The sequence below is a fragment of the Salmonella sp. SSDFZ54 genome (assembly GCF_004010735.1).
GTDB lineage: Bacteria > Pseudomonadota > Gammaproteobacteria > Enterobacterales > Enterobacteriaceae > Salmonella > Salmonella enterica.
This window is the reverse complement of sequence record NZ_CP034819.1, coordinates 2,472,226-2,496,423: the sequence shown is the minus strand read 5'-3', so window position 1 is coordinate 2,496,423 and position 24,198 is coordinate 2,472,226. Positions and strand designations below refer to the sequence as shown.

Below are 24,198 nucleotides of genomic sequence, written 5' to 3'. Positions count from 1 at the left end.
GATAATTTTACTGTAGATAAGAATTGGAGCGGGAAACGAGACTCGAACTCGCGACCCCGACCTTGGCAAGGTCGTGCTCTACCAACTGAGCTATTCCCGCATAATCTTCGTCTTTCGAACCGCTACTGCGTTGGCTGCCTTCACTCGCCTGAGTCACTTACTTCAGTAAGCTCCTGAGGACTCATTCAGTTGCCGCCTTGTCGCAATTCGAAATCCTGCGATTGGTGGTCTGTGCTTAACAAGCACTTTCAAATTTTGGAGCGGGAAACGAGACTCGAACTCGCGACCCCGACCTTGGCAAGGTCGTGCTCTACCAACTGAGCTATTCCCGCTTGGGTGCGCTTGTACTTAACAAGTACTTTCAAATTTTGGAGCGGGAAACGAGACTCGAACTCGCGACCCCGACCTTGGCAAGGTCGTGCTCTACCAACTGAGCTATTCCCGCAAATTTGTTGCTGTCGTAATTCGCATTTCTGCGTCGTTACGGGAGGCGCATTATACGAGAAATCCATTTAGCTGCAAGCCCCTGAACGCATTTTTTCGCGATTTTTGTTTGAATGCTGATTAAATCACCAAACAAGACAAAAAACGAGCAAAGCGTGCGCTATGCAACAAAAAACTTTTCACGCCACGCCTAAAGGCACAGAATCAGAATAGCACCCTGCGCCAAAAAAAGAATAGCACGGTGACCACAACATCCAATTGATATCAGGGATCAAGATGAAAAAAAAACTTATTGTCATGCTGTTAGCCAGCCTCTCCGTTCACGCCGCTTCCGTTTCCGCCAGAACATTACATTTTGGCACCTCCGCCACCTATGCGCCCTATGAGTTTGTCGATGCCGATAATAAAATTGTTGGTTTCGATATTGATGTCGCCAACGCGGTCTGCAAAGAGATGCAAGCGGAGTGCTCATTCACTAACCAGAGCTTTGATAGTCTGATCCCCGGCCTACGCTTCAAAAAGTTTGATGCGGTGATCGCCGGTATGGATATGACGCCCAAACGTGAGCAGCAGGTCTCCTTTAGCCAACCCTATTACGAAGGTTTATCGGCGGTAGTCGTCACGCGTAAAGGGGCTTATCACACTTTTGCCGATCTGAAAGGCAAAAAAGTCGGTCTGGAAAACGGTACAACGCATCAGCGCTATTTGCAGGATAAACAACAAGCGATCACGCCTGTCGCCTATGACAGCTATCTAAACGCCTTTACCGATCTGAAAAACAACCGTCTTGAGGGCGTGTTTGGCGATGTCGCCGCGATTGGTAAGTGGCTAAAAAACAATCCGGATTACGCCATCATGGATGAACGCGCCAGCGATCCTGACTACTACGGAAAAGGGTTAGGCATTGCGGTACGCAAAGGCAACGACGCGCTATTGCAAGAAATTAATGCCGCGCTCGACAAGGTGAAAGCGTCGCCGGAATATGCGCAAATGCAGGAGAAATGGTTTACGCAGTAATTCAGTGGCGGGAGAGCTGCCGGATGAGACGCTCTGGCGTTGCCATCCGGCATGTTACGCCTCACAGCTTAATGAAATGCTCGCGGTAGTAAGCCAGCTCCGCCACCGACTCGCGAATATCATCCATCGCCTGGTGCGTGCCCTGCTTGGTAAAGCCGGCCAGAATCTCCGGCTTCCAGCGGCGCGCCAGTTCCTTGAGCGTACTGACATCCAGATAGCGATAGTGGAAGTAGGCCTCCAGTTCCGGCATATATTTAAACAGAAAACGACGATCCTGACCGATGCTGTTACCGCAAATCGGCGACTTACCCGCAGGCACCCACGTTTTCAGAAATTCAATCGTCGCCAGTTCAGCGTCTCGTTCGCCCATCGTACTTGCCTTAACGCGATCCACCAGACCGCTGCCGGTATGGGTGCGCACGTTCCAGTCATCCATTAACGCCAGTTGCGCATCGGATTGATGTACCGCAATCGTCGGCCCTTCCGCCAGAATGTTCAGGCTGGCATCCGTCACCAGCGTGGCTATCTCAATAATGCGATCGCGCTCGGGGTCCAGACCTGTCATCTCCAGATCGATCCAAATCAGGTTGTTTTCATCGGCACTCATGCTATTTTCCACCCTTCAGAGGTCACATTCACTGTGACTATATTCATCTACAATTGCGTGTATCATAGATGTTTTGCCCACTATGGGCGACCAGGAGCCAGTACGATTGAGCAAAAATAAACTCTCCAAAGGCCAGCAGCGCCGTGTGAACGCCAATCACCAGCGTCGTTTAAAAACGTCCGCGGAGAAAGCCGACTACGATGACAACCTGTTTGGCGAGCCTGCAGAAGGTATCGTCATTAGCCGTTTTGGTATGCATGCCGATGTGGAGTCTGCTGACGGCGAGGTTCACCGCTGCAATATCCGCCGCACTATCCGTTCGCTGGTGACGGGCGATCGCGTCGTCTGGCGTCCGGGCAAAGCCGCCGCAGAGGGCGTCAACGTAAAAGGCATCGTTGAAGCGGTGCATGAGCGCACCTCGGTATTGACGCGCCCGGACTTCTACGACGGCGTGAAGCCTATTGCCGCCAACATTGACCAAATCGTTATCGTCTCCGCGATTTTGCCGGAGCTGTCGCTGAATATCATCGATCGCTACCTGGTCGGCTGTGAAACCCTACAGGTTGAGCCGCTTATCGTACTCAATAAAATTGATCTGCTGGACGACGAAGGTATGGACTTCGTTAATGAGCAGATGGATATCTACCGCAATATCGGCTATCGCGTGCTGATGGTCTCCAGCCATACGCAGGATGGTCTGAAACCGCTGGAAGAGGCATTAACCGGTCGCATCAGTATTTTTGCCGGGCAGTCCGGCGTCGGAAAATCCAGTCTGCTAAACGCTCTACTCGGCTTACAGAACGAGATTCTGACGAACGATGTGTCGAATGTCTCCGGTCTGGGTCAACATACCACTACCGCTGCTCGTCTGTATCATTTCCCGCATGGCGGCGATGTCATTGATTCCCCCGGCGTGCGCGAGTTCGGCTTATGGCATCTGGAGCCGGAACAAATCACCCAGGGCTTTGTCGAATTTCATGACTATTTGGGACATTGCAAATACCGGGACTGCAAGCATGACGCCGATCCAGGCTGCGCCATTCGCGAAGCGGTAGAGAACGGCGCTATTGCGGAAACCCGTTTCGAAAATTATCACCGAATTCTTGAAAGTATGGCGCAGGTAAAAACGCGTAAAAACTTTTCTGATACGGACGACTGACAGATACGCTAGGCGTCGTTAGAATCGTCCCCTTTTTTCAGGATACCGGTATAACTGCCGGTTCAGGAACAACAATGGCCTGGAGGCTACCTTGTTAAACTCATTTAAACTTTCGCTACAATACATTCTGCCGAAACTATGGCTCACTCGCCTGGCGGGCTGGGGCGCAAGCAAACGAGCAGGATGGCTGACAAAACTGGTTATCGATCTCTTCGTAAAGTATTACAAAGTCGATATGACCGAGGCGCAAAAACCGGATACCGCCAGCTATCGTACGTTCAATGATTTCTTTGTTCGTCCGCTGCGTGATGACGTGCGTCCGCTCAATACCGATCCTAACATCCTGGTGATGCCTGCCGACGGCGTGATAAGCCAGTTGGGTCGTATCGAAGAAGATAAAATTTTGCAGGCCAAAGGCCATAATTACAGCCTTGAAGCGTTGCTGGCGGGTAACTACCTGATGGCGGATAAGTTCCGCAACGGCACGTTTGTGACCACTTACCTCTCCCCTCGCGACTACCATCGCGTGCATATGCCATGCAACGGCATCCTGCGTGAAATGATCTACGTACCGGGCGATCTGTTCTCCGTTAACCATCTGACCGCGCAAAACGTCCCCAACCTGTTTGCCCGCAACGAGCGCGTTATCTGCCTGTTTGATACCGAGTTCGGCCCTATGGCGCAGATTCTGGTCGGCGCAACTATTGTCGGCAGTATCGAAACCGTCTGGGCGGGGACCATTACCCCGCCGCGCGAAGGCATCATCAAGCGCTGGACCTGGCCAGAAGGCGAACATGAAGGGTCTGTCGCCTTGTTGAAAGGCCAGGAGATGGGGCGCTTTAAACTGGGTTCCACGGTCATCAACTTATTTGCGCCGGGGAAAGTGAATCTGATCGCGTCGCTGGCAAGCCTGTCCGTTACCAAAATTGGCCAACCGCTGGCGACGTCGACCGAAACATTCGTCGCGCCAGAGGTAGAACCCGCTCCGCTGCCGGCAGAAGAAATTAAAGCCGAACACGACGCCAGCCCGCTGGTTGACAATAAAAAAGACGACACCTAATCAAGAGAGAATGCTGACGTGCGCCTGATTATCGCTTTTCTGATGGCCTGGTGCCTCAGCACGGGGGCGTTCGCCGCAACGGCCCCCGACGCCAAACAAATCACCCAGGAACTGGAGCAGGCAAAAGCGGCGAAGCCCGCTCAGCCGGAAGCCGTTGAGGCGCTCCAGACTGCGTTAAACGCGCTTGAAGAGCGAAAAGGCTCGCTTGAGCGCGCGAAACAATATCAACACGTTATTGATAATTTTCCTAAGCTATCCGCCACCTTGCGCGCCCAGTTGAATAATCTGCGCGATGAACCTCGCAGCGTACCGCCAGAGATGTCCACCGAAGCGTTAAATCAGGAGATCTTGCAGGTTAGCAGCCAGCTACTGGATAAAACCCGCGAGGCGCAACAGGAGCAGGAGCGCGTCAGGGAGATCGCCGACTCGCTCAGCCAGCTTCCCCAACAGCAAAACGACGCCCGCCGCCAGCTTAATGAGATTGAGCGACGGCTCGGCGCCGCAGGCGGAAGTGCCGCGCTTAGCCAGGCGCAAAGTCTCAGTATGCAGGCGGAGTCCGCCAAACTAAAAGCGTTAGTCGACGAACTGGAGTTGGCGCAACTGTCCGCCAACAACCGTCAGGAACTGGCTCGTCTGCGTTCCGAGCTGGCGGAAAAACAGAGTCAGCAATTGGATGCGTATCTTCAGGCGCTGCGCAATCAGCTCAACAGCCTGCGCCAACGTGAAGCGGAACGCGCGCTGGAAAGCACTGAGCTGCTGGCGGAAAACAGCGCCGGTTTGCCGGAAGGCATCGTCGAACAATTTAAAGTCAACCGCGAGCTGTCACAGGCGCTCAATCAACAAGCGCAGCGGATGGATCTGGTCGCCTCGCAGCAGCGACAGGCCACCAGCCAAACGTTACAGGTGCGCCAGGCGCTCAATACGCTGCGGGAGCAGTCGCAATGGCTTGGCGTGTCCAACATGCTTGGCGAAGCGCTGCGCGCGCAGGTCGCCCGTCTGCCAGAGATGCCTAAGCCGCAGCAGCTTGATACGGAAATGGCGCAGCTACGCGTCCACCGTATGCGCTATGAAGAGTTACTCAATAAACAGCCGCAGCTACGGCAAATACGTCAGGCCAATGGACAGCCGCTGACCGCCGAGCAAAACCAGATTCTTGACGCCCAGCTTCGCACTCAGCGCGAGCTGCTCAACTCGTTGTTACAGGGCGGCGATACGCTGATCCTGGAGCTGACCAAACTGAAAGTCTCCAACAGCCAACTGGAGGATGCGCTTAAAGAGGTTAATGAAGCGACCCACCGTTATCTGTTCTGGACCGCTGACGTTAGCCCGCTATCGCTCTCCTGGCCTGTTGATTTGGTTCAGGATTTACGCCGGCTTATCTCATTAGATACGTTTAATCAGTTAGGTAAAGCCAGCATCATGATGCTGACCAGCAAAGAGACGCTACTGCCGTTATTCGGCGCGCTGGCGCTGGTCGGGTTTAGCCTCTATTCGCGCCAACACTTCAACCGGTTCCTTGAGCGCTCGGCCTCGCGCGTCGGGAAAGTCACCCAGGATCACTTCTCGCTGACGCTGCGAACGGTGTTCTGGTCGATTCTGGTCGCCTCGCCGCTGCCCGTCTTGTGGGCGACGCTCGGCTATGGTCTGCAGGAAGCCTGGCCGTATCCGCTGGCCGTCGCCATCGGCGATGGCGTGACGGCGACAGTACCGCTGTTGTGGGTAGTCATGATTTGCGCCGCTTTTGCCCGCCCTAATGGCCTGTTTGTGGCGCATTTCGGCTGGCCGCGAAACCGGGTAGCGAAAGCGATGCGCTACTACCTGATGAGCATTGGGCTGATCGTGCCGCTCATTATGGCAGTGATCATGTTTGATAATCTTAACGATCGGGAGTTTTCCGGCTCGTTGGGCCGCCTTTGCTTCATCCTGATATGCGGCGCGCTGGCGCTGGTCACGCTGAGTCTGAAAAAAGCGGGCATCCCGCTCTATCTTGATAAAGAAGGCAACGGCGACAACATGGTCAACAGCCTGCTGTGGAATATGCTGATGGGCGCGCCGCTTATCGCGATTCTGGCGGCGGCGGTGGGTTATCTGGCCACGGCGCAGGCGCTACTGGCGAGACTGGAAACCTCGGTCGCCATCTGGTTCCTGTTGCTGGTCATCTATCACGTCATTCGCCGCTGGATGCTGATCCAACGACGCCGACTGGCTTTTGACCGCGCCAAACATCGTCGGGCGGAAATGCTGGCGCAGCGCGCGCGCGGCGAAGAAGAACCGGCGCACTCCTCCAGCCTGGAAGGCGCGGTCGACATCGATGAAAGTGAAATCGATCTTGACGCTATTAGCGCTCAGTCGCTGCGTCTGGTCCGCTCAATTCTGATGCTTATCGCCCTGCTATCGGTAATTGTACTGTGGTCGGAAATCCACTCGGCATTCGGCTTCCTGGAGAATATTTCGCTGTGGGATGTCACCTCTACGGTGCAAGGCGTGGAAAGCCTGGAGCCGATTACCCTCGGGGCGGTGCTCATTGCGATTCTGGTCTTTATCATCACCACGCAGTTGGTGCGTAATCTGCCTGCGCTGCTGGAACTGGCGTTATTACAGCATCTCGATTTAACGCCTGGTACCGGTTACGCCATCACGACCATCACCAAATATCTGTTAATGCTGATTGGCGGACTGGTCGGTTTCTCGATGATCGGCATTGAGTGGTCGAAGCTACAATGGCTGGTGGCCGCGCTCGGCGTTGGGCTTGGTTTTGGCCTGCAAGAAATTTTCGCTAACTTTATCTCCGGCCTGATTATTTTGTTTGAAAAGCCGATTCGTATCGGCGATACGGTGACCATTCGCGATCTCACCGGCAGCGTGACCAAAATCAATACCCGCGCCACCACCATCAGCGACTGGGATCGTAAAGAGATTATCGTGCCGAATAAAGCCTTTATCACCGAACAGTTTATCAACTGGTCGCTGTCTGACTCCGTTACGCGCGTGGTGTTAACTATCCCGGCGCCGGCGGATGCCAATAGCGAAGAGGTGACGCAAATTCTGCTGACGGCGGCGCAGCGCTGCTCTTTGGTGCTGGACAACCCACCGCCTGAAATCTTTCTGGTGGATCTTCAGCAGGGTATTCAGATTTTCGAACTGCGTATCTATGCCGCGGAAATGGGACACCGTATGCCATTACGCCATGAGATCCACCAATTGATTCTGGCGGGCTTCCGCGAGCACGGTATTGATATGCCGTTCCCGCCGTTCCAGATGCGTCTGGAGAGCCTCGGCGGTAAACAAACGGGGAGAACGTTAACGTCAGCGGGTAAAACCAGCCGCCCGGCGGGGAGTTTGTAAACGCAATGGTGCCGGATGACGCTAAAAGACTCGATGACATAGGCTTATCAGGTCTTTTAGCATAGATCACACACAAAACTGATAGCGCAAGAAGAATTGCCAGGACCAGTAAGCAAATATCACCAACGCGACACAGTACAAAAACCAACTACGTATTTTCTTATACACAGTAACGTAAAAAAACGGGAAAAACAGGGGCAGCGTCATCATCGCGCCAAAACCTCTGGAATCATCATTTTCGACAGTTCTCATCACATCACAAATGTTGTTTATCCCACTCTCGCCAATCATCCACTCTTTATCCAGGACTGAAAATACAGCGATGAGTGGGATAGCCAGTAAAATCCAGATAGCGCACAATGCAAACATTTTCGGACTCATTATAAATATCCTTTTCATAAAGCCGATGAGCTAACGCTATCCGGACAAAGATTACTCCGCCGCCCACTCCGGATCAGCGCTCATGCGGCTACTGTAATTCTGATAAATCGCCATCGCCAGCAACGAGAAGAAGATCGGGCCGCCGATCATCCACAAGGCGCTGTCCCAATCCCCAGCTTCAATCACCGGCTGGATGATGGTAAAGACGTTGGCAAACGTCACCACCAGCACCACAACACCCGTCGCGACCAGGGTAGAGGCTTTGGTTTTAAAGAGAACAAATGGCCGCTCCAGATCCTGACGCGCTTTAAAGAAGGGAAATGCCAGCGCAAGGAACAGGTATGGCAAGGTCATTGAGACGTTCGCCATCAGCGTGAGTTTGTTATAAAACGCCGATGCGGTGTCACCGCCAAAAGAGACCAGCAAAATAAACAGACTCACCAGCACGCACTGTAGCCACATAGCGGTCGCCGGCATACCGTTAGCGTTCAGTGTCGTGATCGGCGCGGGCCACAACGCTTTTGGCGTCCCCTGAATAATGGCTTTCAGCGGTGAATAGCTCAACGTAAAAAACGCGCCGGTATAAGCCAGAAACATAGAAAGGCCGGTGATACGCGCAAACCAGACGCCCACCGTCATCGCAGCTTCCGGAGAAAGGTTTAACGCGCTACCTAATGTCGTGCCTAAACTCGACATCAAAATGTAGGTAATATTCCCTAAGTTAACGGCGCTATTACTTAATATCTGTTGCCAGTTAGTACTGACGCCCCATAAAAAGATCGCCAAAGAATAACCAATTGAAATCACAATGGCCGCGAAGACAATACCTTTCGCAAAATTCTTTTCCGGTTTCTCGGTTTTATCCACCAGTCCGCCGACAGCCTCAATACCGCCGTAAGCAAAAATAGCAAATACCACAAATGACAACATTGCCAGGCCGGAGTGATAACCCGGATTCGGTGACGAGGTAAAATTAATTTCTTGTGCAAAATGCCCACCATTTAATAACAAAATAGCGACACTCACTAACAATAAAACTAAATTAAGACACATTACGGCAATACCTCCGACCGCCGTAATTCGCGCAATTTTATTGATCCCTCTGGCGGCGACACACGTCACCAGAATCATCCAGCCAACGGCGAGCAGCCCGACAACCTGCGTAGGCTCAAGCCCCGCAATACGCCAGTGCTGCGTCATATCGGCGCCAAAAACAAAAGTAGAAAACGGTACCCAAATTTTTGCCGCCGTACTTACCATCCATATGACATACGATGAAAACCACATAAACGTGCCAATAAACGCGTAACGTGGCCCCACGCTATTATTCATCCACGAATAGATCCCGCCCTCTTCTTTGCGATAAGCGGAACCCATTTCAGCCATCATTAAGGCGAATGGAATAAAAAACAGCAAGGCAGAAAATATATACCACGGGATTGCGCTATACCCCATTAAATAAAACGCCGACGGGCTATTCGCAAAACCAAAAACAGAAGTAAAAATCATCAGGATAAGCCCAATAAGGCTCATCTTTTTTATCGTGTGGGTCATTCAACCATCCCTTACGCTCGAGCGCGTTTGCCAGACGCCGCTCACCGATTGACGCCGCCTTCTTTTTTACAAAGGTCAGCGATAAAAAAATCAACACAGGATTGATACCTAAATGGCATCAAAGTTCCAGCCTTATGTTGTGGCAAATAGAGGATAATTGAAAAAATATGCTACAAAATGGCGCTTATTGCGCCATTTTATCTCGCGAAAGAGTGAATTTCAGATTTACGCCCGATCGACCGTAAAAGCAATCACGTCCGCCAGGCTTTCTGCTCCCAGCGCCAGCATCACCAGACGATCAACACCCAGCGCCACGCCGGAACAATCCGGTAGACCGGCGGCCAGCGCATCCAGTAGATTTTGGTCAATCGGCTGCTGCGGCAGACCGCGCGCGGCGCGCTTACGATTGTCCTGTTCAAAGCGCTGTTGTTGCTCACGTGCGTCCGTCAGTTCGTGGAAACCATTCGCCAGTTCAATACCTTTGTAGTACACCTCAAAGCGCTCGGCGACGCGATGATCCTCGGTACTGATTTGTGCCAGCGATGCCTGACTGGCCGGAAAGTGATAAATAAAGGTCGGCTTTTCTTTACCTATATGCGGCTCAACCCCCATCGTGAACAGCAGTTGCAGCAACGTATCACGGTCTTCTTCCGTATCGGCGATATTGCTTAAATCAAGCTTTGCCGCCGCCTCACGCAGTTGCGTTTTATCTGCTGATAACGGGTCAATCTCCAGATGGCGCTGAAACGCCTGTTGATAGGAGAGACTTTCCGCAGGTTGACAATCCAGCACTTGCTGAAGCAAATCATCCACTTCATTCATCAGGCGGTACATATCGTAATGCGGGCGATACCACTCCAGCATAGTGAATTCCGGATTATGATGTCGTCCCATCTCTTCATTACGGAAACTGCGGCATAGCTGGAAAACCGGGCCGCACCCTGCCGCCAGCAGGCGTTTCATATGGTATTCCGGACTGGTCATTAAATAGAGGTTCATCCCCTGGGAATGGCCAGGTCCGACGAAACGCGTTTCGAACGGGAACAGATGAATGTCTGTGACCGTCGCCTGACTCATGCAGGGCGTCTCAACCTCAAGCACTCCACGATCGGCAAAGAAACGACGGATTTCCGCCATAATCGCCGCACGTTTTAATAAATTGGGGATGGACGCGCTCGGCTGCCAGGTTGCCGTTTCGCTCATGATTCTTTCTCCAGTTTAAGACAAGGTCACGAAGTCTACTCGCAACGCGCGGGCGAAACAAATTTTGCGCAGGCGTATCGGGTGCCTTCTGGAGGGTAAAAAAAGTGATTTCAGATGGTTTAGTAATTAAATTAATCAAAATCAATGATAATTCATCCCTCTGATACGCTAAAAAAATCGAACACGTCAAATTTCCCTCACATCCCTGAGACTATACTGTTGTACCCATAAAGGAGCAGTGGAAACGCATTCATACTTCGCAGAACCCAGAGGCTTTATCTGGCTGCGCGAGGGTGAAATTACAATAATCTGGAGGAATGTCGTGCAAACCTTTCAAGCCGATCTTGCCATTATAGGCGCCGGTGGCGCGGGATTACGTGCTGCAATTGCTGCCGCACAGGCGAATCCCAATGCTAAAATCGCACTGATCTCAAAAGTGTACCCGATGCGCAGCCATACCGTCGCTGCCGAAGGGGGTTCAGCCGCTGTCGCCCAGGATCATGACAGCTTTGACTACCATTTTCACGATACGGTAGCAGGCGGAGACTGGCTGTGTGAGCAGGATGTCGTGGATTACTTTGTCCACCATTGTCCCACTGAGATGACGCAGCTGGAGCAATGGGGCTGCCCGTGGAGCCGCCGTCCGGACGGTAGCGTTAACGTGCGTCGCTTCGGTGGTATGAAAATCGAGCGTACCTGGTTCGCCGCGGATAAAACCGGCTTCCATATGCTGCATACTCTGTTCCAGACTTCCCTGCAGTTCCCACAAATCCAGCGCTTTGACGAACATTTTGTGCTGGATATTCTGGTTGATGACAACCATGCGCGCGGCCTGGTGGCAATGAACATGATGGAAGGCACGCTGGTGCAAATCCGCGCCAACGCCGTGGTCATGGCGACAGGCGGCGCAGGCCGCGTATACCGCTATAACACCAACGGCGGCATCGTCACCGGCGACGGGATGGGCATGGCGCTGAGCCACGGCGTTCCGCTGCGTGATATGGAATTCGTTCAGTATCACCCGACCGGCCTGCCAGGTTCCGGTATCCTGATGACCGAAGGTTGCCGCGGCGAAGGCGGTATTCTGGTCAATAAAAATGGCTACCGTTACCTGCAAGACTACGGCATGGGCCCCGAAACGCCGCTGGGCGAGCCGAAAAACAAATATATGGAACTGGGGCCACGTGACAAAGTATCCCAGGCTTTCTGGCACGAATGGCGTAAAGGCAACACCATCTCCACGCCGCGCGGCGATGTGGTTCACCTCGATCTGCGTCATCTCGGCGAGAAGAAACTGCATGAACGTCTGCCGTTCATTTGCGAACTGGCGAAAGCCTATGTCGGCGTCGATCCGGTTAAAGAACCGATTCCAGTACGTCCGACCGCGCACTACACCATGGGCGGCATTGAAACCGACCAGAACTGTGAAAGCCGTGTCAAAGGGCTGTTTGCCGTTGGCGAATGCTCCTCTGTTGGCCTGCATGGCGCGAACCGCCTCGGTTCCAACTCACTGGCGGAACTGGTGGTATTTGGTCGTCTGGCTGGCGAACAAGCAATGGAACGCGCTGCGACGGCAGGCGCCGCAAATAGCGCCGCGCTCGACGCCCAGGTTGCCGATATTGAACAACGTCTGAAAAATCTGGTGAACCAGGAAGGCAACGAAAACTGGTCGAAGATCCGCGATGAGATGGGTCTGTCTATGGAAGAAGGTTGTGGTATTTACCGTACCCCGGAACTGATGCAGAAAACCATTGATAAACTGGCCGAGCTTCAGGAACGTTTCAAGCGCGTACGTATCTCCGATACCTCCAGCGTGTTCAACACTGACCTGCTGTATACCATCGAACTGGGTCATGGTCTGAACGTGGCGGAATGTATGGCGCACTCTGCGCTGGCGCGTAAAGAGTCCCGCGGCGCGCATCAGCGTCTGGATGAAGGCTGTACCGAGCGCGACGATGTGAACTTCCTCAAGCACACCCTCGCCTTCCGCGATGCTGATGGCACGACCCGTCTGGAATACAGCGACGTGAAAATCACCACCCTGCCGCCAGCCAAACGTGTTTACGGCGGTGAAGCGGAAGCAGCCGATAAGAAGGAGAAGGCGAATGGCTGAGATGAAAAACCTGAAAGTTGAGGTGGTGCGCTATAACCCGGAAACCGATACCGCGCCGCACAGTGCTTTCTATGAAGTTCCTTATGATGAAACAACATCGCTACTGGACGCGTTGGGCTACATCAAAGATAACCTGTCGCCAGACCTGAGCTACCGCTGGTCCTGCCGTATGGCGATCTGCGGCTCTTGCGGCATGATGGTCAACAACGTCCCTAAACTGGCGTGTAAAACCTTCCTGCGCGATTACACCAATGGTATGAAGGTGGAAGCGCTGGCGAACTTCCCGATTGAGCGCGATCTGGTTGTCGATATGACGCACTTTATCGAAAGCCTGGAAGCGATCAAACCGTACATTATTGGCAACTCTCGCACGCCAGATCAGGGGCCGAATGTCCAGACCCCGGCGCAAATGGCGAAGTATCACCAGTTCTCCGGTTGCATCAACTGTGGTCTGTGCTACGCCGCGTGCCCGCAGTTCGGTCTGAATCCTGAGTTTATCGGACCGGCTGCGATTACGCTGGCGCATCGCTATAACGAAGATAGCCGCGATCACGGTAAGAAGGAGCGTATGGCGCAGTTGAACAGTCCGAACGGCGTATGGACCTGTACTTTCGTGGGCTACTGCTCCGAAGTCTGTCCAAAACATGTCGATCCGGCTGCGGCCATTCAGCAGGGTAAAGTGGAAAGCTCGAAAGACTTTCTTATCGCTACCCTGAAACCACGCTAAGGAGTGCAACATGACGACTAAACGCAAACCCTATGTGCGGCCGATGACGTCCACCTGGTGGAAAAAACTGCCGTTTTATCGCTTTTATATGCTGCGCGAAGGCACAGCGGTGCCGGCAGTCTGGTTCAGTATTGAACTGATTTTCGGTCTGTTTGCGCTCAAACACGGCGCGGAATCCTGGATGGGATTCGTCGGCTTTTTACAAAACCCGGTGGTGGTGATCTTAAACCTGATCACCCTGGCGGCCGCGCTGCTGCACACCAAAACCTGGTTTGAACTGGCGCCGAAGGCGGCCAATATCATTGTAAAAGACGAAAAAATGGGGCCAGAGCCAATCATCAAAGGGCTTTGGGTGGTCACTGCGGTAGTCACCGTAGTCATTCTGTATGTTGCCCTGTTCTGGTAAGGAGTCCCGGATGATTAATCCAAACCCAAAACGTTCTGATGAACCCGTATTCTGGGGACTGTTTGGCGCAGGCGGTATGTGGGGCGCGATCATCGCGCCGGTGATCGTGCTACTGGTTGGCATCATGCTGCCGCTGGGGCTATTTCCGGGCGATGCCCTGAGTTTTGAGCGCGTACTGACGTTCGCCCAAAGCTTTATTGGTCGCGTTTTTCTATTCCTGATGATCGTGCTGCCGCTATGGTGTGGCCTACACCGTATGCACCACGCGATGCATGACCTGAAAATCCACGTGCCCGCGGGCAAATGGGTCTTTTACGGTCTGGCGGCAATCCTGACCGTTGTGACGGCAATTGGCGTTATCACTCTCTAAGTTGCCACGACGCCCTCTTATCTACCCGATAAGAGGGCGTTTTTTCTTTTCCTGCCTCTCATTTTCCCGCCAGGTTCTACACTTAGAAAAAACACTGGAAGGAAAATTTTATGCGCATTCTGCCCGTCGTTGCTGCAGTTACGGCTGCATTTCTGGTTGTCGCCTGTAGTTCGCCTACTCCGCCTAAAGGCGTTACCGTGGTAAATAACTTTGATGCCAAACGTTACCTCGGCACCTGGTATGAGATCGCACGCCTCGATCATCGATTTGAACGTGGACTGGAACAAGTCACGGCCACCTATAGTCTGCGTGACGATGGCGGGATTAATGTCATCAATAAAGGCTATAACCCGGATCGGGGAATGTGGCAAAAAACAGAAGGCAAAGCGTATTTTACCGGTAGTCCAAACCGCGCCGCGCTCAAGGTCTCTTTTTTCGGCCCGTTCTACGGCGGCTATAACGTGATTGCGCTTGACCGGGAATACCGTCATGCGCTGGTGTGCGGCCCGGATCGCGACTATCTGTGGATACTCTCTCGCACGCCAACGCTTTCTGAGGAAATAAAACAGCAAATGCTGGCCGTCGCGACCCGGGAGGGGTTTGACGTCAATAAATTAATTTGGGTAAAACAATCAGGTTCGTAGCAATGTCAGCGACGAATTAATGCGCACTGAGTTTTAGCCCAATGATACCCGCGACGATCAAGCCAAGACTGAGCAAACGCGCCGGTGAGGCAGACTCGCCCAGCAGAAGGATACCGGTGATTGCCGCCCCGACGGCGCCGATGCCGGTCCAGATGGCGTACGCCGTTCCAACGGGCAGCGTTTTCATTGCCCAGGAAAGTAACGCCATACTAATAACCATGGCCGTAATGGTGATAATACTGGGGGTCAGACGAGAAAAACCGTGGGTATACTTCAGGCCGACAGCCCATACCACTTCAAGTAAACCAGCGATTAATAGAATGATCCAGGACATAGCAGGCTCCAGATAATTAATGGGGCCGTCCCCGGTGAGAATAGCGTTTACAGGTCGTCCTGTAACGTATACGGATGAAAAGCCATTCTTGCCTGAGAGAAAATGAATTTCAACCTTTTTATTTTTTTCCGTCTAAAGGCGGGAATTGGCCCTTTTAAGCCGCGTAGTTTTCGCATTTAGCGCCCACAGGAGTTCTCTATGATGGAACGCCTTCTGGGAAAGAAAGTGCTTTATCTACTTCCGGGTGCAAAAAACTATGTTGAAAATTTTAGTGATAGACCGATGCCACTTTACCCGTACGGGCATGGAGGCCTGGCTTAATCACACTGATGTGCTCAGTTCTTCACTGCTGGTATCCGGGATGAATAACCTTATACTGGCGAAAGAACATATTCTGCAATGGAAGCCCCATCTGGTTATCGCTGATTTATATGGTTTTCTCAACGATGCCTTACCCGAGCAGCCTATCAATGCATTTTTTGCCGCCTGCAGGATGACGCCGTTGGTATTATTACAGTCAGGGAATATGCCGTACAGACCGCAATATGCCAGTCATGCGGTGTTATCTAAACACACGCCTTTACATGAGCTTGCACAACGAATTAAAGGAGCGCTATATACTCATCCACTGCAGGAAGCGCCGGAAAGCGCCACGCCATTGCTCTCTCCGCAGGAGGAAAAGGTGCTCGCGATGTGGACGGAAGGTACCAGCAATAAAGAGATTGCGTATGCGCTTGGCATTCACGGGAAAACGGTTTACACCTATAAGCGTAATATCCGTATGAAACTTCATATGGATAACCGGTATTCTCCCTTTCTTATGCTTCCGGATAAAATCGATTAACGGTACGACGCCATGCCGTACCGTTGATGATTACTGCTGAGCTCTGGTTGCAGCGCCAGAGATCGCACTACCACCGTCCGAGATGTCCTCGCCCACGCCGCGCGTGGTATTACAAGCAGTTAATACAGTGGAAAGTACCAAAACAGAAAAGATCGCTGCAATTGTCTTTTTAACCATAATGTCTTCCTTTTCTAGCCAATGTTGTTTGTGTATAGCAACTTAATAATAGACAACATCCCAGAAAATGATGGGCGATCGACTAATTTTAGGAAGACGAGAAGCGATTAGCTGGCTGCGCGGGAGATGGCGTGGCCAAGATGCTGAATATCTTCGCCGAAGCCGCGGGCGGTATTACATGCCGTTAATAATGTGCCGGTAAGAAGAACCAGCGCGACAAGGCCGATAAAGCGTTTCATCATTGAGGCGCGAAAAATAGGATGGCGCAGCATACGCTGCACCATTTTTCCCGATAACGTAAATTATTTTACGCGGGATACGTATTCGCCGGAACGGGTATCGACTTTGATCACTTCGCCAATCTGCACGAACAGCGGAACTTTAACCACTGCGCCAGTAGACAGCGTGGCTGGTTTGCCGCCAGTACCTGCGGTATCGCCCTTCAGACCTGGGTCGGTATCAACAATTTCCAGCTCAACAAAGTTCGGCGGAGTGACAGAGATAGGCTGACCGTTCCACAGGGTTACGATGCATTCTGCCTGATCCAACAGCCATTTTGCGTTGTCGCCGATAGCCTTGGCATCTGCAGACAGCTGCTCGAAGGTTTCGTTGTTCATGAAATGCCAGAACTCACCGTCGTTGTACAGGTAAGTCAGGTTCATATCGACTACATCCGCGCCTTCAGCGGAATCGGTCGATTTGAAGGTTTTCTCAACGCGCGTGCCGGTCAGCAGACGGCGCAGCTTAACGCGGGCAAACGCCTGGCCTTTACCCGGTTTCACGAATTCACTGGATTCAACCGCATAAGGTTCGCCATCCAACATGATTTTAAGACCGGAACGAAAATCGTTGCTATAGTAAGTCGCCATAAGGCCCTCTGAAATTGTTAACTGGTAGCTAAGCCACAAAATGGCGCATATTGTAACCCTAAATACCCCATTGCGAGAAGATTGGTTAGCGCAACTTGCCGATGTTGTGACCAATCCCGACGAACTGCTGCATCTTTTACAGATTGAAGCTGATGAAAACCTCCGGGCAGGACAGGACGCCAGGCGCTTGTTTGCCCTCCGCGTGCCGCGCGCTTTTATTGCGCGCATGGAGAAGGGCAACCCTGACGATCCTCTTTTACGTCAAGTGCTGACGTCCCGGGATGAATTTATTGTCGCCCCCGGTTTCTCCACCGACCCGCTGGAAGAGCAACACAGCGTGGTGCCAGGATTATTGCATAAATACCAAAACCGGGCGCTATTGCTGGTAAAAGGCGGATGTGCGGTAAATTGCCGCTACTGTTTCCGTCGTCACTTCCCATATGCGGAGAATCAAGGCAATAAGCGCAACTGGACAGTCGCGCTGGAGTATATCGCCGCACACCCGGAACTGGATGAAATCATCTTTTCCGGCGGCGATCCGCTGATGGCGAAAGATCATGAGCTGGACTGGCTGCTCACGCAACTGGAAGCCATTAAGCACGTCAAGCGGCTACGCATCCACAGTCGGTTGCCTATCGTCATCCCGGCACGCATTACTGACGAACTGGTCGCCCGCTTTGACCAGTCACGTCTGCAAATTTTGTTGGTGAACCATATCAACCACGCTAATGAAGTGGACGAGGCGTTCTGCCTGGCGATGAAGAAACTGCGCCACGTGGGCGTCACGCTTCTCAACCAGAGCGTCCTGCTGCGTGGCGTGAATGATAACGCGCGAACGCTGGCGAATCTGAGCAACGCGCTATTTGACGCTGGCGTGATGCCCTATTACCTGCATGTGCTGGATAAAGTGCAGGGCGCCGCGCATTTTATGGTCACCGATGACGAAGCCCGGCAAATCATGCGCGAACTGCTCACGCTGGTATCCGGCTATATGGTGCCAAGACTGGCGCGTGAAATCGGCGGCGAACCGAGCAAAACACCGCTGGATTTACAGCTTCGTCAGCGCTAATCCTCGCGGGCGCGTCAGGGACGACGAAAATATTACCGCGCAATATCACGAGGAGATTCCCCCGCGATTCTCCTCACCCTCTGGCGACGATAAAATACCCTTCGTTAAATACACCTTTCCGCTACTCTCTTTTCAATAAAGTCCGTTTTAGGACTCGCTTAGCGTGTACTGCATTTTCGAATTATACTGGTTCTCCTTTTTATAGGACGGCATAAACAATTTATATATCAAATACATTGCAGTAAAACATTTAATTATTTTATATTTGTGGAGAATTGACATGGCCTTAACGATTAAGGGACTAAATACCGGCGTTATTCGTCACAATGATAAGTTTATCGCGCTGGCGCTTAAGGTGAAGTCACTGAGAAATAAAGAAACACTGCTTTTCTTTCCTGTGCTCGCGCTGCGAGACTTGTTGATCGGCCTTGAACACCGGCTTTATTTACAACACTCGCTTCCGGAACAAGAGCAGGAAAAACGCCAGAAAGCTAAAAGCAGTCACGTGCTTAAAATGCATGAGAATATTCCGGCAATACTCCGTGAAGAGCTGGAAAACGCCGATGTTAATCAGCGTGTTGAATCTTTAGCGTTGAGCGATAATACAGAAAAAGTATTAACCTTTACGTTAAAGCTGCACAATGGTAGCCATCTTGATTTACAGGTCGGTGAGTGGCAGGTTGAAGTTCTGGTGATGGCTATTATTCACGCCATTAATAATGCCGAAATGCGTGAGCTCGCATTGCGTATTTCTTCAATGCTGGACTTTTTACCATTATACGATGCTGACTGCCTGGAAAACGGTAATATCGAATTCGATACCTATAACCAGCCTGACTGGAAACATAATCTGTATAACCATTATTTAGCACTCGTTTATCGTTATACGGATGAGGCAGGACAATCGCATGATTGCGGCACCATCATTAAGACCCGTAGTCAGTCAGGCTCTAAAGAAGCTGAAGCGATATCACGCCGCTTGCTGAATTTCAGCCCGCGTCTTAAAAAGCTGGAAGGAAAACCGTGTAAGGTTTTTGTCAGAACGCTTGGAACCGGTAAAGCAGCGCGTCTGACGCAAGATCAATGCATGCGCGCGTTGCATAATCTACGCATGGCGTCATCGCAGGAAAAACGCTAACCATATCGCCCTCTGAATCTTTCAGAGGGCGTTACGATTCAGACATATCAGTTCGGACATTTATAAACCTGGCCGTTCATCTCGCTGGCCGTCGGGACAAAACTGGACAACATGCCCTGTGACGGACTACTTACGCCATACAGCACGTTTCCACCCATCGCGGCCGCCTGATTACGCAGATCGTTCGCTGCGCCACGCATTGAGCCCCCCTCTTCGCCGTGCTGGCCTGAAAACCAGTTACTCTGTTTACCGGTTGCCGTACCAATTAGCTGGCATTCCGCGCCTGGCTTATCTTCGACAAAGCGTACATTTTGGCCGGCAGCGGTGAGTTCGTTGCTGGAGCTACAACCCGCCATCAGCAGCGCGGCGCCAACGATCCCTGCTAAATATTTCACGTGCATGTTATTCCCCATAATCAATGAGCTGGACGTTTTGTCCGTATCTGAATCTTATACTAAAAAGATGACTAAAAGAAAAACCCCCGGTCATTTCTGCCCGGGGGTTTCTCAATTCTGGGAGATAAGCACCCAAATCATTCTGGTTGCAGGAAGGCGGTAATCCCCAGTCACTTACTCAAGGAAGTGACTGGGGTTAGCCAACGCATCTGCAGCCTGAAGGATGCAGGGTATGGGCAATTACATCATGCCGCCCATACCACCCATACCACCCATGCCGCCAGCAGCGCCTAAATCAGGAGCATCGCTTTTCGGCAGGTCGGTCACCATGCACTCGGTAGTGATCATCAGACCAGCCACAGAAGCCGCATACTGCAGCGCAGAACGGGTAACTTTGGTTGGGTCCAGGATACCCATATCGATCATGTTGCCGTATTCTTCAGTTGCTGCGTTGTAACCGTAGTTACCGTCGCCGCCTTTAACGGTGTTAGCGACAACAGACGGCTCTTCGCCGCAGTTCAGCACGATCTGACGCAGCGGAGCTTCCATTGCGCGCAGCGCAACTTTGATACCCACGTTCTGGTCTTCGTTCTGGCCTTTCAGGTCAGCAATTTTAGAAGCAACGCGGATCAGCGCAACGCCACCACCAGCAACCACGCCTTCTTCTACCGCAGCACGGGTCGCGTGCAGGGCATCTTCAACGCGGGCTTTCTTCTCTTTCATTTCAACTTCGGTCGCAGCGCCAACTTTGATTACCGCAACGCCGCCTGCCAGTTTCGCTACGCGCTCCTGCAGTTTTTCACGATCGTAGTCGGAGGTCGCTTCTTCAATCTGCTGACGGATCTGAGCAACACGGCCCTGGATGGCAGCTTCTTCACCCACGCCATCGATGATGGTGGTGGTGTCTTTGTTGATCACAACGCGTTTCGCCTGACCCAGGTCTTCCAGGGTTGCTTTTTCCAGCTCCATACCGATCTCTTCAGAGATTACGGTACCGCCGGTCAGGGTAGCGATATCCTGCAGCATCGCCTTACGACGATCGCCGAAGCCCGGTGCCTTAACAGCAGCCACTTTCACGATGCCACGCATGGTGTTAACAACCAGGGTAGCCAGCGCTTCGCCTTCAACATCTTCAGCGATGATCAGCAGCGGTTTGCCTGCTTTTGCAACGGCTTCCAGAACCGGCAGCATTTCGCGGATGTTGGAGATTTTCTTATCAGCCAGCAGGATGAACGGGCTTTCCAGCTCTACTGCGCCAGTTTCCGGCTTGTTGATGAAGTAAGGAGACAGGTAGCCGCGGTCAAACTGCATACCTTCAACCACGTCCAGTTCATCCTGCAGACCGGTACCGTCTTCAACGGTGATGACGCCTTCTTTACCGACTTTATCCATCGCTTCCGCGATCAGTTTACCTACGGTTTCGTCGGAGTTAGCGGAGATAGTACCTACTTGAGCAATCGCTTTAGAGTCGGAGCACGGTACAGACAGCGCCTTCAGCTCTTCAACCGCAGCAGCAACCGCTTTGTCGATACCACGTTTCAGGTCCATCGGGTTCATGCCCGCAGCAACGGCTTTCAGGCCTTCGGTAATGATGGACTGCGCCAGTACGGTCGCGGTGGTGGTACCGTCGCCTGCAGCGTCGTTCGCTTTAGAGGCAACTTCTTTCACCATCTGCGCGCCCATGTTTTCAAACTTGTCTTCCAGTTCGATTTCACGCGCTACGGAAACACCATCTTTAGTGATAGTCGGCGCACCGAAAGATTTATCCAGAACCACGTTACGGCCTTTCGGACCGAGGGTGACTTTCACTGCATCTGCCAGTACGTTTACGCCGCGCAGCATTTTCACACGAGCGTCGTTACCGAATTTTACGTCTTTAGCTGCCATTTTCTCTTTCCCTTAAATTCGTATGTTCAGTGTCGTTCGCGGATTACGCTTCAACAATTGCCAGAATGTCGCTTTCAGACATGATCAACACTTCTTCATTGTCGATCTTTTCAGATTTCACACCGTAGCCATCGTTAAAAATAACGATGTCGCCAACTTTCACGTCCAGCGGCTGTACAGTACCGTTGTCCAGGATGCGACCCTTACCGACAGCGATGATTTCGCCACGAGTTGATTTACCCGCTGCGGAACCGGTCAGTACGATGCCGCCAGCAGATTTGGACTCAACTTCTTTACGTTTGACGATCACACGATCATGTAACGGACGAATACTCATTGATAGCTCTCCTTTGAGAAAGTCATTATCAGTTATGGGTGACGCCGGCCCGTAAACGGTTTCCCGGCTGGTGACCAGAGAGATGGGGATGGGGTTTTGCCCCTTCAAGGGGGGAGATGAAAAAAAATTCTTCTGAGCGAAAAAAGCGGTAAAAACGCTACTTATCTCACGTTTACCCAAGGTTTAGAACATCCTGCTATAAGAAAAGGCGTGTGTGATACGCTTAAAAATGTCTGTCGTCACCTGACGTTACAATGCCGCCGGATAATGAGCTGATGAATGAACTAAAAAAAGAGCTTGGGTTGGTTCAGGGCGTTATCTTGTTAACCACATCATTATTAGGGACTGGCGTTTTTGCGCTTCCGGAGCTGGCTGCGCTGGCGGCAGGCAACATCAGCCTTTGGGCATGGCCGCTGCTCATTATTTTGATTTTCCCTATTGCGATTGTCTTTGCTGTGCTGGGGCGTCATTTTCCACACGCTGGCGGCGTAGCGCATTTTGTCGGGATGGCATTTGGCCCGCGTCTGCAACGAGTGATCAGTTGGCTGTTTTTATCAGTTATTCCTGTTAGTTTTCCCGCAGCCTTGCATATTGCGGTGGGTTTCGGCCAGGCGCTGTTTGGCTGGCAAAGCGAACAGCTCTTATTTGGGGAGCTGGGTACTCTAGGTTTGCTATGGTTTATGGGATCGCGCGGCGCCAGCTCCAGCGCCAACCTGCAAGCCATTATCGCTGGATTAATTATCGCGCTTATTGCCGCCATTCTGTGGAAAGGCGCGATTAAACCTGCAGATATCACCTTCCCAGCCGCAAACGAAATCACCTTTTCCCGGCTGTGTACCGCCCTGGCGATCATGTTCTGGGGATTTGTGGGAATTGAGGCTTTTACGCATTTGTCGTCTGAATTTAAAAATCCTGAACGTGATTTTCCGCGCGCATTGATCATTGGCCTGATGCTGGCCGGCGCCATTTATTGGGCCTGTACCGCCGTGGTGCTGCATTTTGGCGTCTATAGCGACAAGATAGCGGCAACAGCCTCGCTACCGCTTATTATTGTTCATCTCTTCGGTATCCAGGCGTTGTGGGTAGCCTGCATTATTGGTTACCTCACCTGCTTTGCCAGCCTGAATGTGTATGCTCAGAGTTTTGCGCGTCTGATATGGACGCAAATGCAATATCAGCCCGATCACTATCTGGCTCAACTCTCTCCCGGGCGCCTTCCCCTGCACGCGTTGAACGTTATTCTGGTCTGTTGTTGCGTGAGTTCCCTGGTCGTCTACGCCCTGAAGATTAACCTCAATGCGCTGATCGTCTATGCTAACGGTATTTTTATTATGCTCTATCTGCTTTGTATGCTGGCGGGCTGTCGACTGTTGAAAGGGCGCTGCTATGCACTGGCGGTGACGGGTTGTCTACTGTGCCTGTTATTGCTGGCAATGCTGGGGTGGAAAAGCTTATATGCCATTATCATGCTGGCTGCATTATGGCTGTTTTTACCGAAGCGAAAACGCATGGCGTAAGACGCATCCGCTGGCCGGATAGCGCCTCACGCGACTTATCCGACCAACATCTCTACCTTTAATCCCGACGATCGTCTTTATGTTCAATACGATCGCGATCGTCATCTTTACGCTGATACTCGCCGTCAAATGTTTCGCCACCGCCAGTACCCGCGCTAAACCCGCCGCCCGGCATCCGGGAAAAACGTAAATGCGGCAGCAACTTCAGCGTCAAATGTTTTTGCACCGGCGGTAACAAAAGGAGAAGGCCGAGAAAATCGGTGAAAAATCCCGGCAACAGGAGCAGTAAGCCAGCGATGATCAGCGATACACTCTTAATCATTTCTGCCGCCGGGCTCTCACCGGCCGCCATTTTTTGTTGCATCAGCAAAAAGTTTTTAAAACCCTGGTTACGTACCAGCGACATACCGATAACAGACGTAAAAATCACCAGGATTAGCGTCATCAGGACACCAAGCACATGGGCGACCTGGATAAAGATAGAAATCTCAATGTAAACATAGAGAAAGACAGCTAAAAAGGGTATCCAGCGCAAAGGACTCTCCTGTAAGTCATGGCCGTCTGCGACGACCATTTGAATGGGGTTGCGATTCGCATCGAT

Annotated in this window: 25 protein-coding genes and 3 tRNA genes; 13 read left to right on the top strand and 15 right to left on the bottom strand. The window is 52.0% G+C overall.

Annotation, left to right across the window (positions count from 1 at the left end; all coding sequences use genetic code 11):
• Positions 1–24 precede the first annotated feature (24 nt).
• The 3 genes from EOS97_RS12395 to EOS97_RS12385 form a co-directional block, all read right to left on the bottom strand.
• Positions 25–100: transfer RNA gene (locus EOS97_RS12395), tRNA-Gly, on the bottom strand.
• A 156-nt stretch (positions 101–256) separates the two neighbouring features.
• A tRNA-Gly gene (locus EOS97_RS12390) sits at positions 257–332 on the bottom strand.
• A 37-nt stretch (positions 333–369) separates the two neighbouring features.
• Positions 370–445, bottom strand: a tRNA-Gly gene (locus tag EOS97_RS12385).
• A gap of 275 nt (positions 446–720) precedes the next feature.
• Between EOS97_RS12385 and EOS97_RS12380 the strand changes: the two genes are divergently transcribed.
• Positions 721–1,461, top strand: coding sequence for an arginine ABC transporter substrate-binding protein (locus EOS97_RS12380; RefSeq protein ID WP_000727892.1), 741 nt, complete (start codon positions 721–723; stop codon positions 1,459–1,461).
• A gap of 61 nt (positions 1,462–1,522) precedes the next feature.
• Here the strand turns inward: EOS97_RS12380 and orn are convergent, their stop codons facing one another.
• Positions 1,523–2,068: an oligoribonuclease gene (gene orn / locus EOS97_RS12375; RefSeq protein WP_001271546.1), complete on the bottom strand. Its 546-nt coding sequence runs from the start codon at positions 2,066–2,068 to the stop codon at positions 1,523–1,525.
• 106 nt (positions 2,069–2,174) lie between these two features.
• On the opposite strand from orn, the gene rsgA reads away from it, so the two are divergent.
• The 3 genes from rsgA to mscM all read left to right on the top strand — a co-directional run bounded on the left by rsgA (position 2,175) and on the right by mscM (position 7,632).
• A complete protein-coding gene (rsgA, locus tag EOS97_RS12370) occupies positions 2,175–3,227 on the top strand; it encodes a small ribosomal subunit biogenesis GTPase RsgA (protein ID WP_000041945.1) in 1,053 nt (350 codons plus the stop codon).
• A 91-nt stretch (positions 3,228–3,318) separates the two neighbouring features.
• Complete coding sequence (asd, locus tag EOS97_RS12365; RefSeq protein ID WP_000934949.1) at positions 3,319–4,287, top strand: archaetidylserine decarboxylase; 969 nt, start codon at positions 3,319–3,321, stop codon at positions 4,285–4,287.
• An 18-nt stretch (positions 4,288–4,305) separates the two neighbouring features.
• Positions 4,306–7,632, top strand: coding sequence for a miniconductance mechanosensitive channel MscM (gene mscM, locus EOS97_RS12360; RefSeq protein WP_001236755.1), 3,327 nt, complete (start codon positions 4,306–4,308; stop codon positions 7,630–7,632).
• Between the two features lie 66 nt (positions 7,633–7,698).
• On the opposite strand, the gene EOS97_RS12355 is transcribed toward mscM, so the two are convergent.
• The 3 genes from EOS97_RS12355 to epmA form a co-directional block, all read right to left on the bottom strand.
• Positions 7,699–8,013 (bottom strand): YjeO family protein, encoded by a 315-nt coding sequence (locus EOS97_RS12355; protein WP_000074655.1) that lies wholly within the window; start codon positions 8,011–8,013, stop codon positions 7,699–7,701.
• Positions 8,014–8,064: 51 nt separating this feature from the next.
• A complete protein-coding gene (yjeM, locus tag EOS97_RS12350) occupies positions 8,065–9,567 on the bottom strand; it encodes a glutamate/gamma-aminobutyrate family transporter YjeM (protein ID WP_127836155.1) in 1,503 nt (500 codons plus the stop codon).
• A gap of 225 nt (positions 9,568–9,792) precedes the next feature.
• Complete coding sequence (epmA, locus tag EOS97_RS12345) at positions 9,793–10,770, bottom strand: elongation factor P--(R)-beta-lysine ligase (protein ID WP_000004797.1); 978 nt, start codon at positions 10,768–10,770, stop codon at positions 9,793–9,795.
• Between the two features lie 322 nt (positions 10,771–11,092).
• On the opposite strand from epmA, the gene frdA reads away from it, so the two are divergent.
• From frdA to EOS97_RS12320, 5 genes are all read left to right on the top strand, one after another.
• Complete coding sequence (gene frdA / locus EOS97_RS12340) at positions 11,093–12,883, top strand: fumarate reductase (quinol) flavoprotein subunit (RefSeq protein ID WP_001192952.1); 1,791 nt, start codon at positions 11,093–11,095, stop codon at positions 12,881–12,883.
• Positions 12,876–13,610 (top strand): fumarate reductase iron-sulfur protein, encoded by a 735-nt coding sequence (frdB, locus tag EOS97_RS12335; protein WP_000829509.1) that lies wholly within the window; start codon positions 12,876–12,878, stop codon positions 13,608–13,610. The genes frdA and frdB overlap by 8 nt, the downstream gene beginning before the upstream one ends.
• 10 nt (positions 13,611–13,620) lie before the next feature.
• Positions 13,621–14,016: a fumarate reductase subunit FrdC gene (gene frdC, locus EOS97_RS12330; protein ID WP_000208749.1), complete on the top strand. Its 396-nt coding sequence runs from the start codon at positions 13,621–13,623 to the stop codon at positions 14,014–14,016.
• 10 nt (positions 14,017–14,026) lie between these two features.
• A complete protein-coding gene (gene frdD, locus EOS97_RS12325) occupies positions 14,027–14,386 on the top strand; it encodes a fumarate reductase subunit FrdD (protein WP_000609650.1) in 360 nt (119 codons plus the stop codon).
• A gap of 110 nt (positions 14,387–14,496) precedes the next feature.
• Positions 14,497–15,030 (top strand): lipocalin family protein, encoded by a 534-nt coding sequence (locus tag EOS97_RS12320; protein WP_001221670.1) that lies wholly within the window; start codon positions 14,497–14,499, stop codon positions 15,028–15,030.
• Between the two features lie 16 nt (positions 15,031–15,046).
• Here the strand turns inward: EOS97_RS12320 and sugE are convergent, their stop codons facing one another.
• The gene (sugE, locus tag EOS97_RS12315; RefSeq protein WP_000118469.1) at positions 15,047–15,364 is read right to left on the bottom strand and encodes a quaternary ammonium compound efflux SMR transporter SugE; all 318 of its coding nucleotides are present in this window, start codon (positions 15,362–15,364) and stop codon (positions 15,047–15,049) included.
• A 256-nt stretch (positions 15,365–15,620) separates the two neighbouring features.
• Between sugE and EOS97_RS12310 the strand changes: the two genes are divergently transcribed.
• Positions 15,621–16,208, top strand: coding sequence for a LuxR C-terminal-related transcriptional regulator (locus tag EOS97_RS12310; RefSeq protein ID WP_000912958.1), 588 nt, complete (start codon positions 15,621–15,623; stop codon positions 16,206–16,208).
• 30 nt (positions 16,209–16,238) lie between these two features.
• Here EOS97_RS12310 and ecnB read toward each other — a convergent pair whose 3' ends face one another.
• The 3 genes from ecnB to efp all read right to left on the bottom strand — a co-directional run bounded on the left by ecnB (position 16,239) and on the right by efp (position 17,254).
• Positions 16,239–16,385, bottom strand: coding sequence for a lipoprotein toxin entericidin B (gene ecnB, locus EOS97_RS12305; protein ID WP_000239598.1), 147 nt, complete (start codon positions 16,383–16,385; stop codon positions 16,239–16,241).
• Between the two features lie 107 nt (positions 16,386–16,492).
• Positions 16,493–16,627 (bottom strand): entericidin A/B family lipoprotein, encoded by a 135-nt coding sequence (locus EOS97_RS12295; RefSeq protein ID WP_000977686.1) that lies wholly within the window; start codon positions 16,625–16,627, stop codon positions 16,493–16,495.
• A 60-nt stretch (positions 16,628–16,687) separates the two neighbouring features.
• Positions 16,688–17,254 carry an elongation factor P gene (gene efp, locus EOS97_RS12290; protein WP_000257282.1) on the bottom strand — a complete coding sequence of 189 codons (567 nt, stop codon included), beginning with the start codon at positions 17,252–17,254 and terminating at the stop codon, positions 16,688–16,690.
• Between the two features lie 40 nt (positions 17,255–17,294).
• Between efp and epmB the strand changes: the two genes are divergently transcribed.
• Positions 17,295–18,323: an EF-P beta-lysylation protein EpmB gene (gene epmB / locus EOS97_RS12285; protein WP_000940483.1), complete on the top strand. Its 1,029-nt coding sequence runs from the start codon at positions 17,295–17,297 to the stop codon at positions 18,321–18,323.
• A gap of 280 nt (positions 18,324–18,603) precedes the next feature.
• The gene (locus EOS97_RS12280) at positions 18,604–19,461 is read left to right on the top strand and encodes a YjeJ family protein (RefSeq protein ID WP_001229227.1); all 858 of its coding nucleotides are present in this window, start codon (positions 18,604–18,606) and stop codon (positions 19,459–19,461) included.
• A 47-nt stretch (positions 19,462–19,508) separates the two neighbouring features.
• Here EOS97_RS12280 and EOS97_RS12275 read toward each other — a convergent pair whose 3' ends face one another.
• The 3 genes from EOS97_RS12275 to EOS97_RS12265 all read right to left on the bottom strand — a co-directional run bounded on the left by EOS97_RS12275 (position 19,509) and on the right by EOS97_RS12265 (position 22,080).
• Positions 19,509–19,862, bottom strand: coding sequence for a DUF4156 domain-containing protein (locus tag EOS97_RS12275; protein WP_000558210.1), 354 nt, complete (start codon positions 19,860–19,862; stop codon positions 19,509–19,511).
• A gap of 234 nt (positions 19,863–20,096) precedes the next feature.
• Entirely contained in the window at positions 20,097–21,743 is a 1,647-nt protein-coding gene (gene groL / locus EOS97_RS12270; protein WP_000729126.1) for a chaperonin GroEL, read from the bottom strand.
• Between the two features lie 43 nt (positions 21,744–21,786).
• Positions 21,787–22,080, bottom strand: a complete 294-nt coding sequence (locus EOS97_RS12265) for a co-chaperone GroES (protein WP_000027827.1) — start codon at positions 22,078–22,080, stop codon at positions 21,787–21,789.
• Between the two features lie 275 nt (positions 22,081–22,355).
• On the opposite strand from EOS97_RS12265, the gene yjeH reads away from it, so the two are divergent.
• Positions 22,356–23,597 (top strand): L-methionine/branched-chain amino acid transporter, encoded by a 1,242-nt coding sequence (yjeH, locus tag EOS97_RS12260; protein ID WP_023205022.1) that lies wholly within the window; start codon positions 22,356–22,358, stop codon positions 23,595–23,597.
• A 58-nt stretch (positions 23,598–23,655) separates the two neighbouring features.
• Here yjeH and EOS97_RS12255 read toward each other — a convergent pair whose 3' ends face one another.
• The gene (locus EOS97_RS12255; protein WP_001267291.1) at positions 23,656–24,132 is read right to left on the bottom strand and encodes an FxsA family protein; all 477 of its coding nucleotides are present in this window, start codon (positions 24,130–24,132) and stop codon (positions 23,656–23,658) included.
• Positions 24,133–24,198: the final 66 nt, after the last annotated feature.

What these genes read in the sequence shown, in the direction of transcription:
- EOS97_RS12380 (WP_000727892.1), top strand. Translation starts at nt 721, where the DNA reads ATGAAAAAAAAACTTATTGTCATGCTGTTAGCCAGCCTCTCCGTTCAC.
- orn (WP_001271546.1), bottom strand. Translation starts at nt 2,068, where the DNA reads ATGAGTGCCGATGAAAACAACCTGATTTGGATCGATCTGGAGATGACA.
- EOS97_RS12355 (WP_000074655.1), bottom strand. Translation starts at nt 8,013, where the DNA reads ATGAGTCCGAAAATGTTTGCATTGTGCGCTATCTGGATTTTACTGGCT.
- yjeM (WP_127836155.1), bottom strand. Translation starts at nt 9,567, where the DNA reads ATGACCCACACGATAAAAAAGATGAGCCTTATTGGGCTTATCCTGATG.
- epmA (WP_000004797.1), bottom strand. Translation starts at nt 10,770, where the DNA reads ATGAGCGAAACGGCAACCTGGCAGCCGAGCGCGTCCATCCCCAATTTA.
- frdB (WP_000829509.1), top strand. Translation starts at nt 12,876, where the DNA reads ATGGCTGAGATGAAAAACCTGAAAGTTGAGGTGGTGCGCTATAACCCG.
- frdC (WP_000208749.1), top strand. Translation starts at nt 13,621, where the DNA reads ATGACGACTAAACGCAAACCCTATGTGCGGCCGATGACGTCCACCTGG.
- frdD (WP_000609650.1), top strand. Translation starts at nt 14,027, where the DNA reads ATGATTAATCCAAACCCAAAACGTTCTGATGAACCCGTATTCTGGGGA.
- EOS97_RS12320 (WP_001221670.1), top strand. Translation starts at nt 14,497, where the DNA reads ATGCGCATTCTGCCCGTCGTTGCTGCAGTTACGGCTGCATTTCTGGTT.
- sugE (WP_000118469.1), bottom strand. Translation starts at nt 15,364, where the DNA reads ATGTCCTGGATCATTCTATTAATCGCTGGTTTACTTGAAGTGGTATGG.
- EOS97_RS12310 (WP_000912958.1), top strand. Translation starts at nt 15,621, where the DNA reads ATGTTGAAAATTTTAGTGATAGACCGATGCCACTTTACCCGTACGGGC.
- ecnB (WP_000239598.1), bottom strand. Translation starts at nt 16,385, where the DNA reads ATGGTTAAAAAGACAATTGCAGCGATCTTTTCTGTTTTGGTACTTTCC.
- EOS97_RS12295 (WP_000977686.1), bottom strand. Translation starts at nt 16,627, where the DNA reads ATGATGAAACGCTTTATCGGCCTTGTCGCGCTGGTTCTTCTTACCGGC.
- efp (WP_000257282.1), bottom strand. Translation starts at nt 17,254, where the DNA reads ATGGCGACTTACTATAGCAACGATTTTCGTTCCGGTCTTAAAATCATG.
- epmB (WP_000940483.1), top strand. Translation starts at nt 17,295, where the DNA reads ATGGCGCATATTGTAACCCTAAATACCCCATTGCGAGAAGATTGGTTA.
- EOS97_RS12280 (WP_001229227.1), top strand. Translation starts at nt 18,604, where the DNA reads ATGGCCTTAACGATTAAGGGACTAAATACCGGCGTTATTCGTCACAAT.
- EOS97_RS12275 (WP_000558210.1), bottom strand. Translation starts at nt 19,862, where the DNA reads ATGCACGTGAAATATTTAGCAGGGATCGTTGGCGCCGCGCTGCTGATG.
- groL (WP_000729126.1), bottom strand. Translation starts at nt 21,743, where the DNA reads ATGGCAGCTAAAGACGTAAAATTCGGTAACGACGCTCGTGTGAAAATG.
- EOS97_RS12265 (WP_000027827.1), bottom strand. Translation starts at nt 22,080, where the DNA reads ATGAGTATTCGTCCGTTACATGATCGTGTGATCGTCAAACGTAAAGAA.
- yjeH (WP_023205022.1), top strand. Translation starts at nt 22,356, where the DNA reads ATGAATGAACTAAAAAAAGAGCTTGGGTTGGTTCAGGGCGTTATCTTG.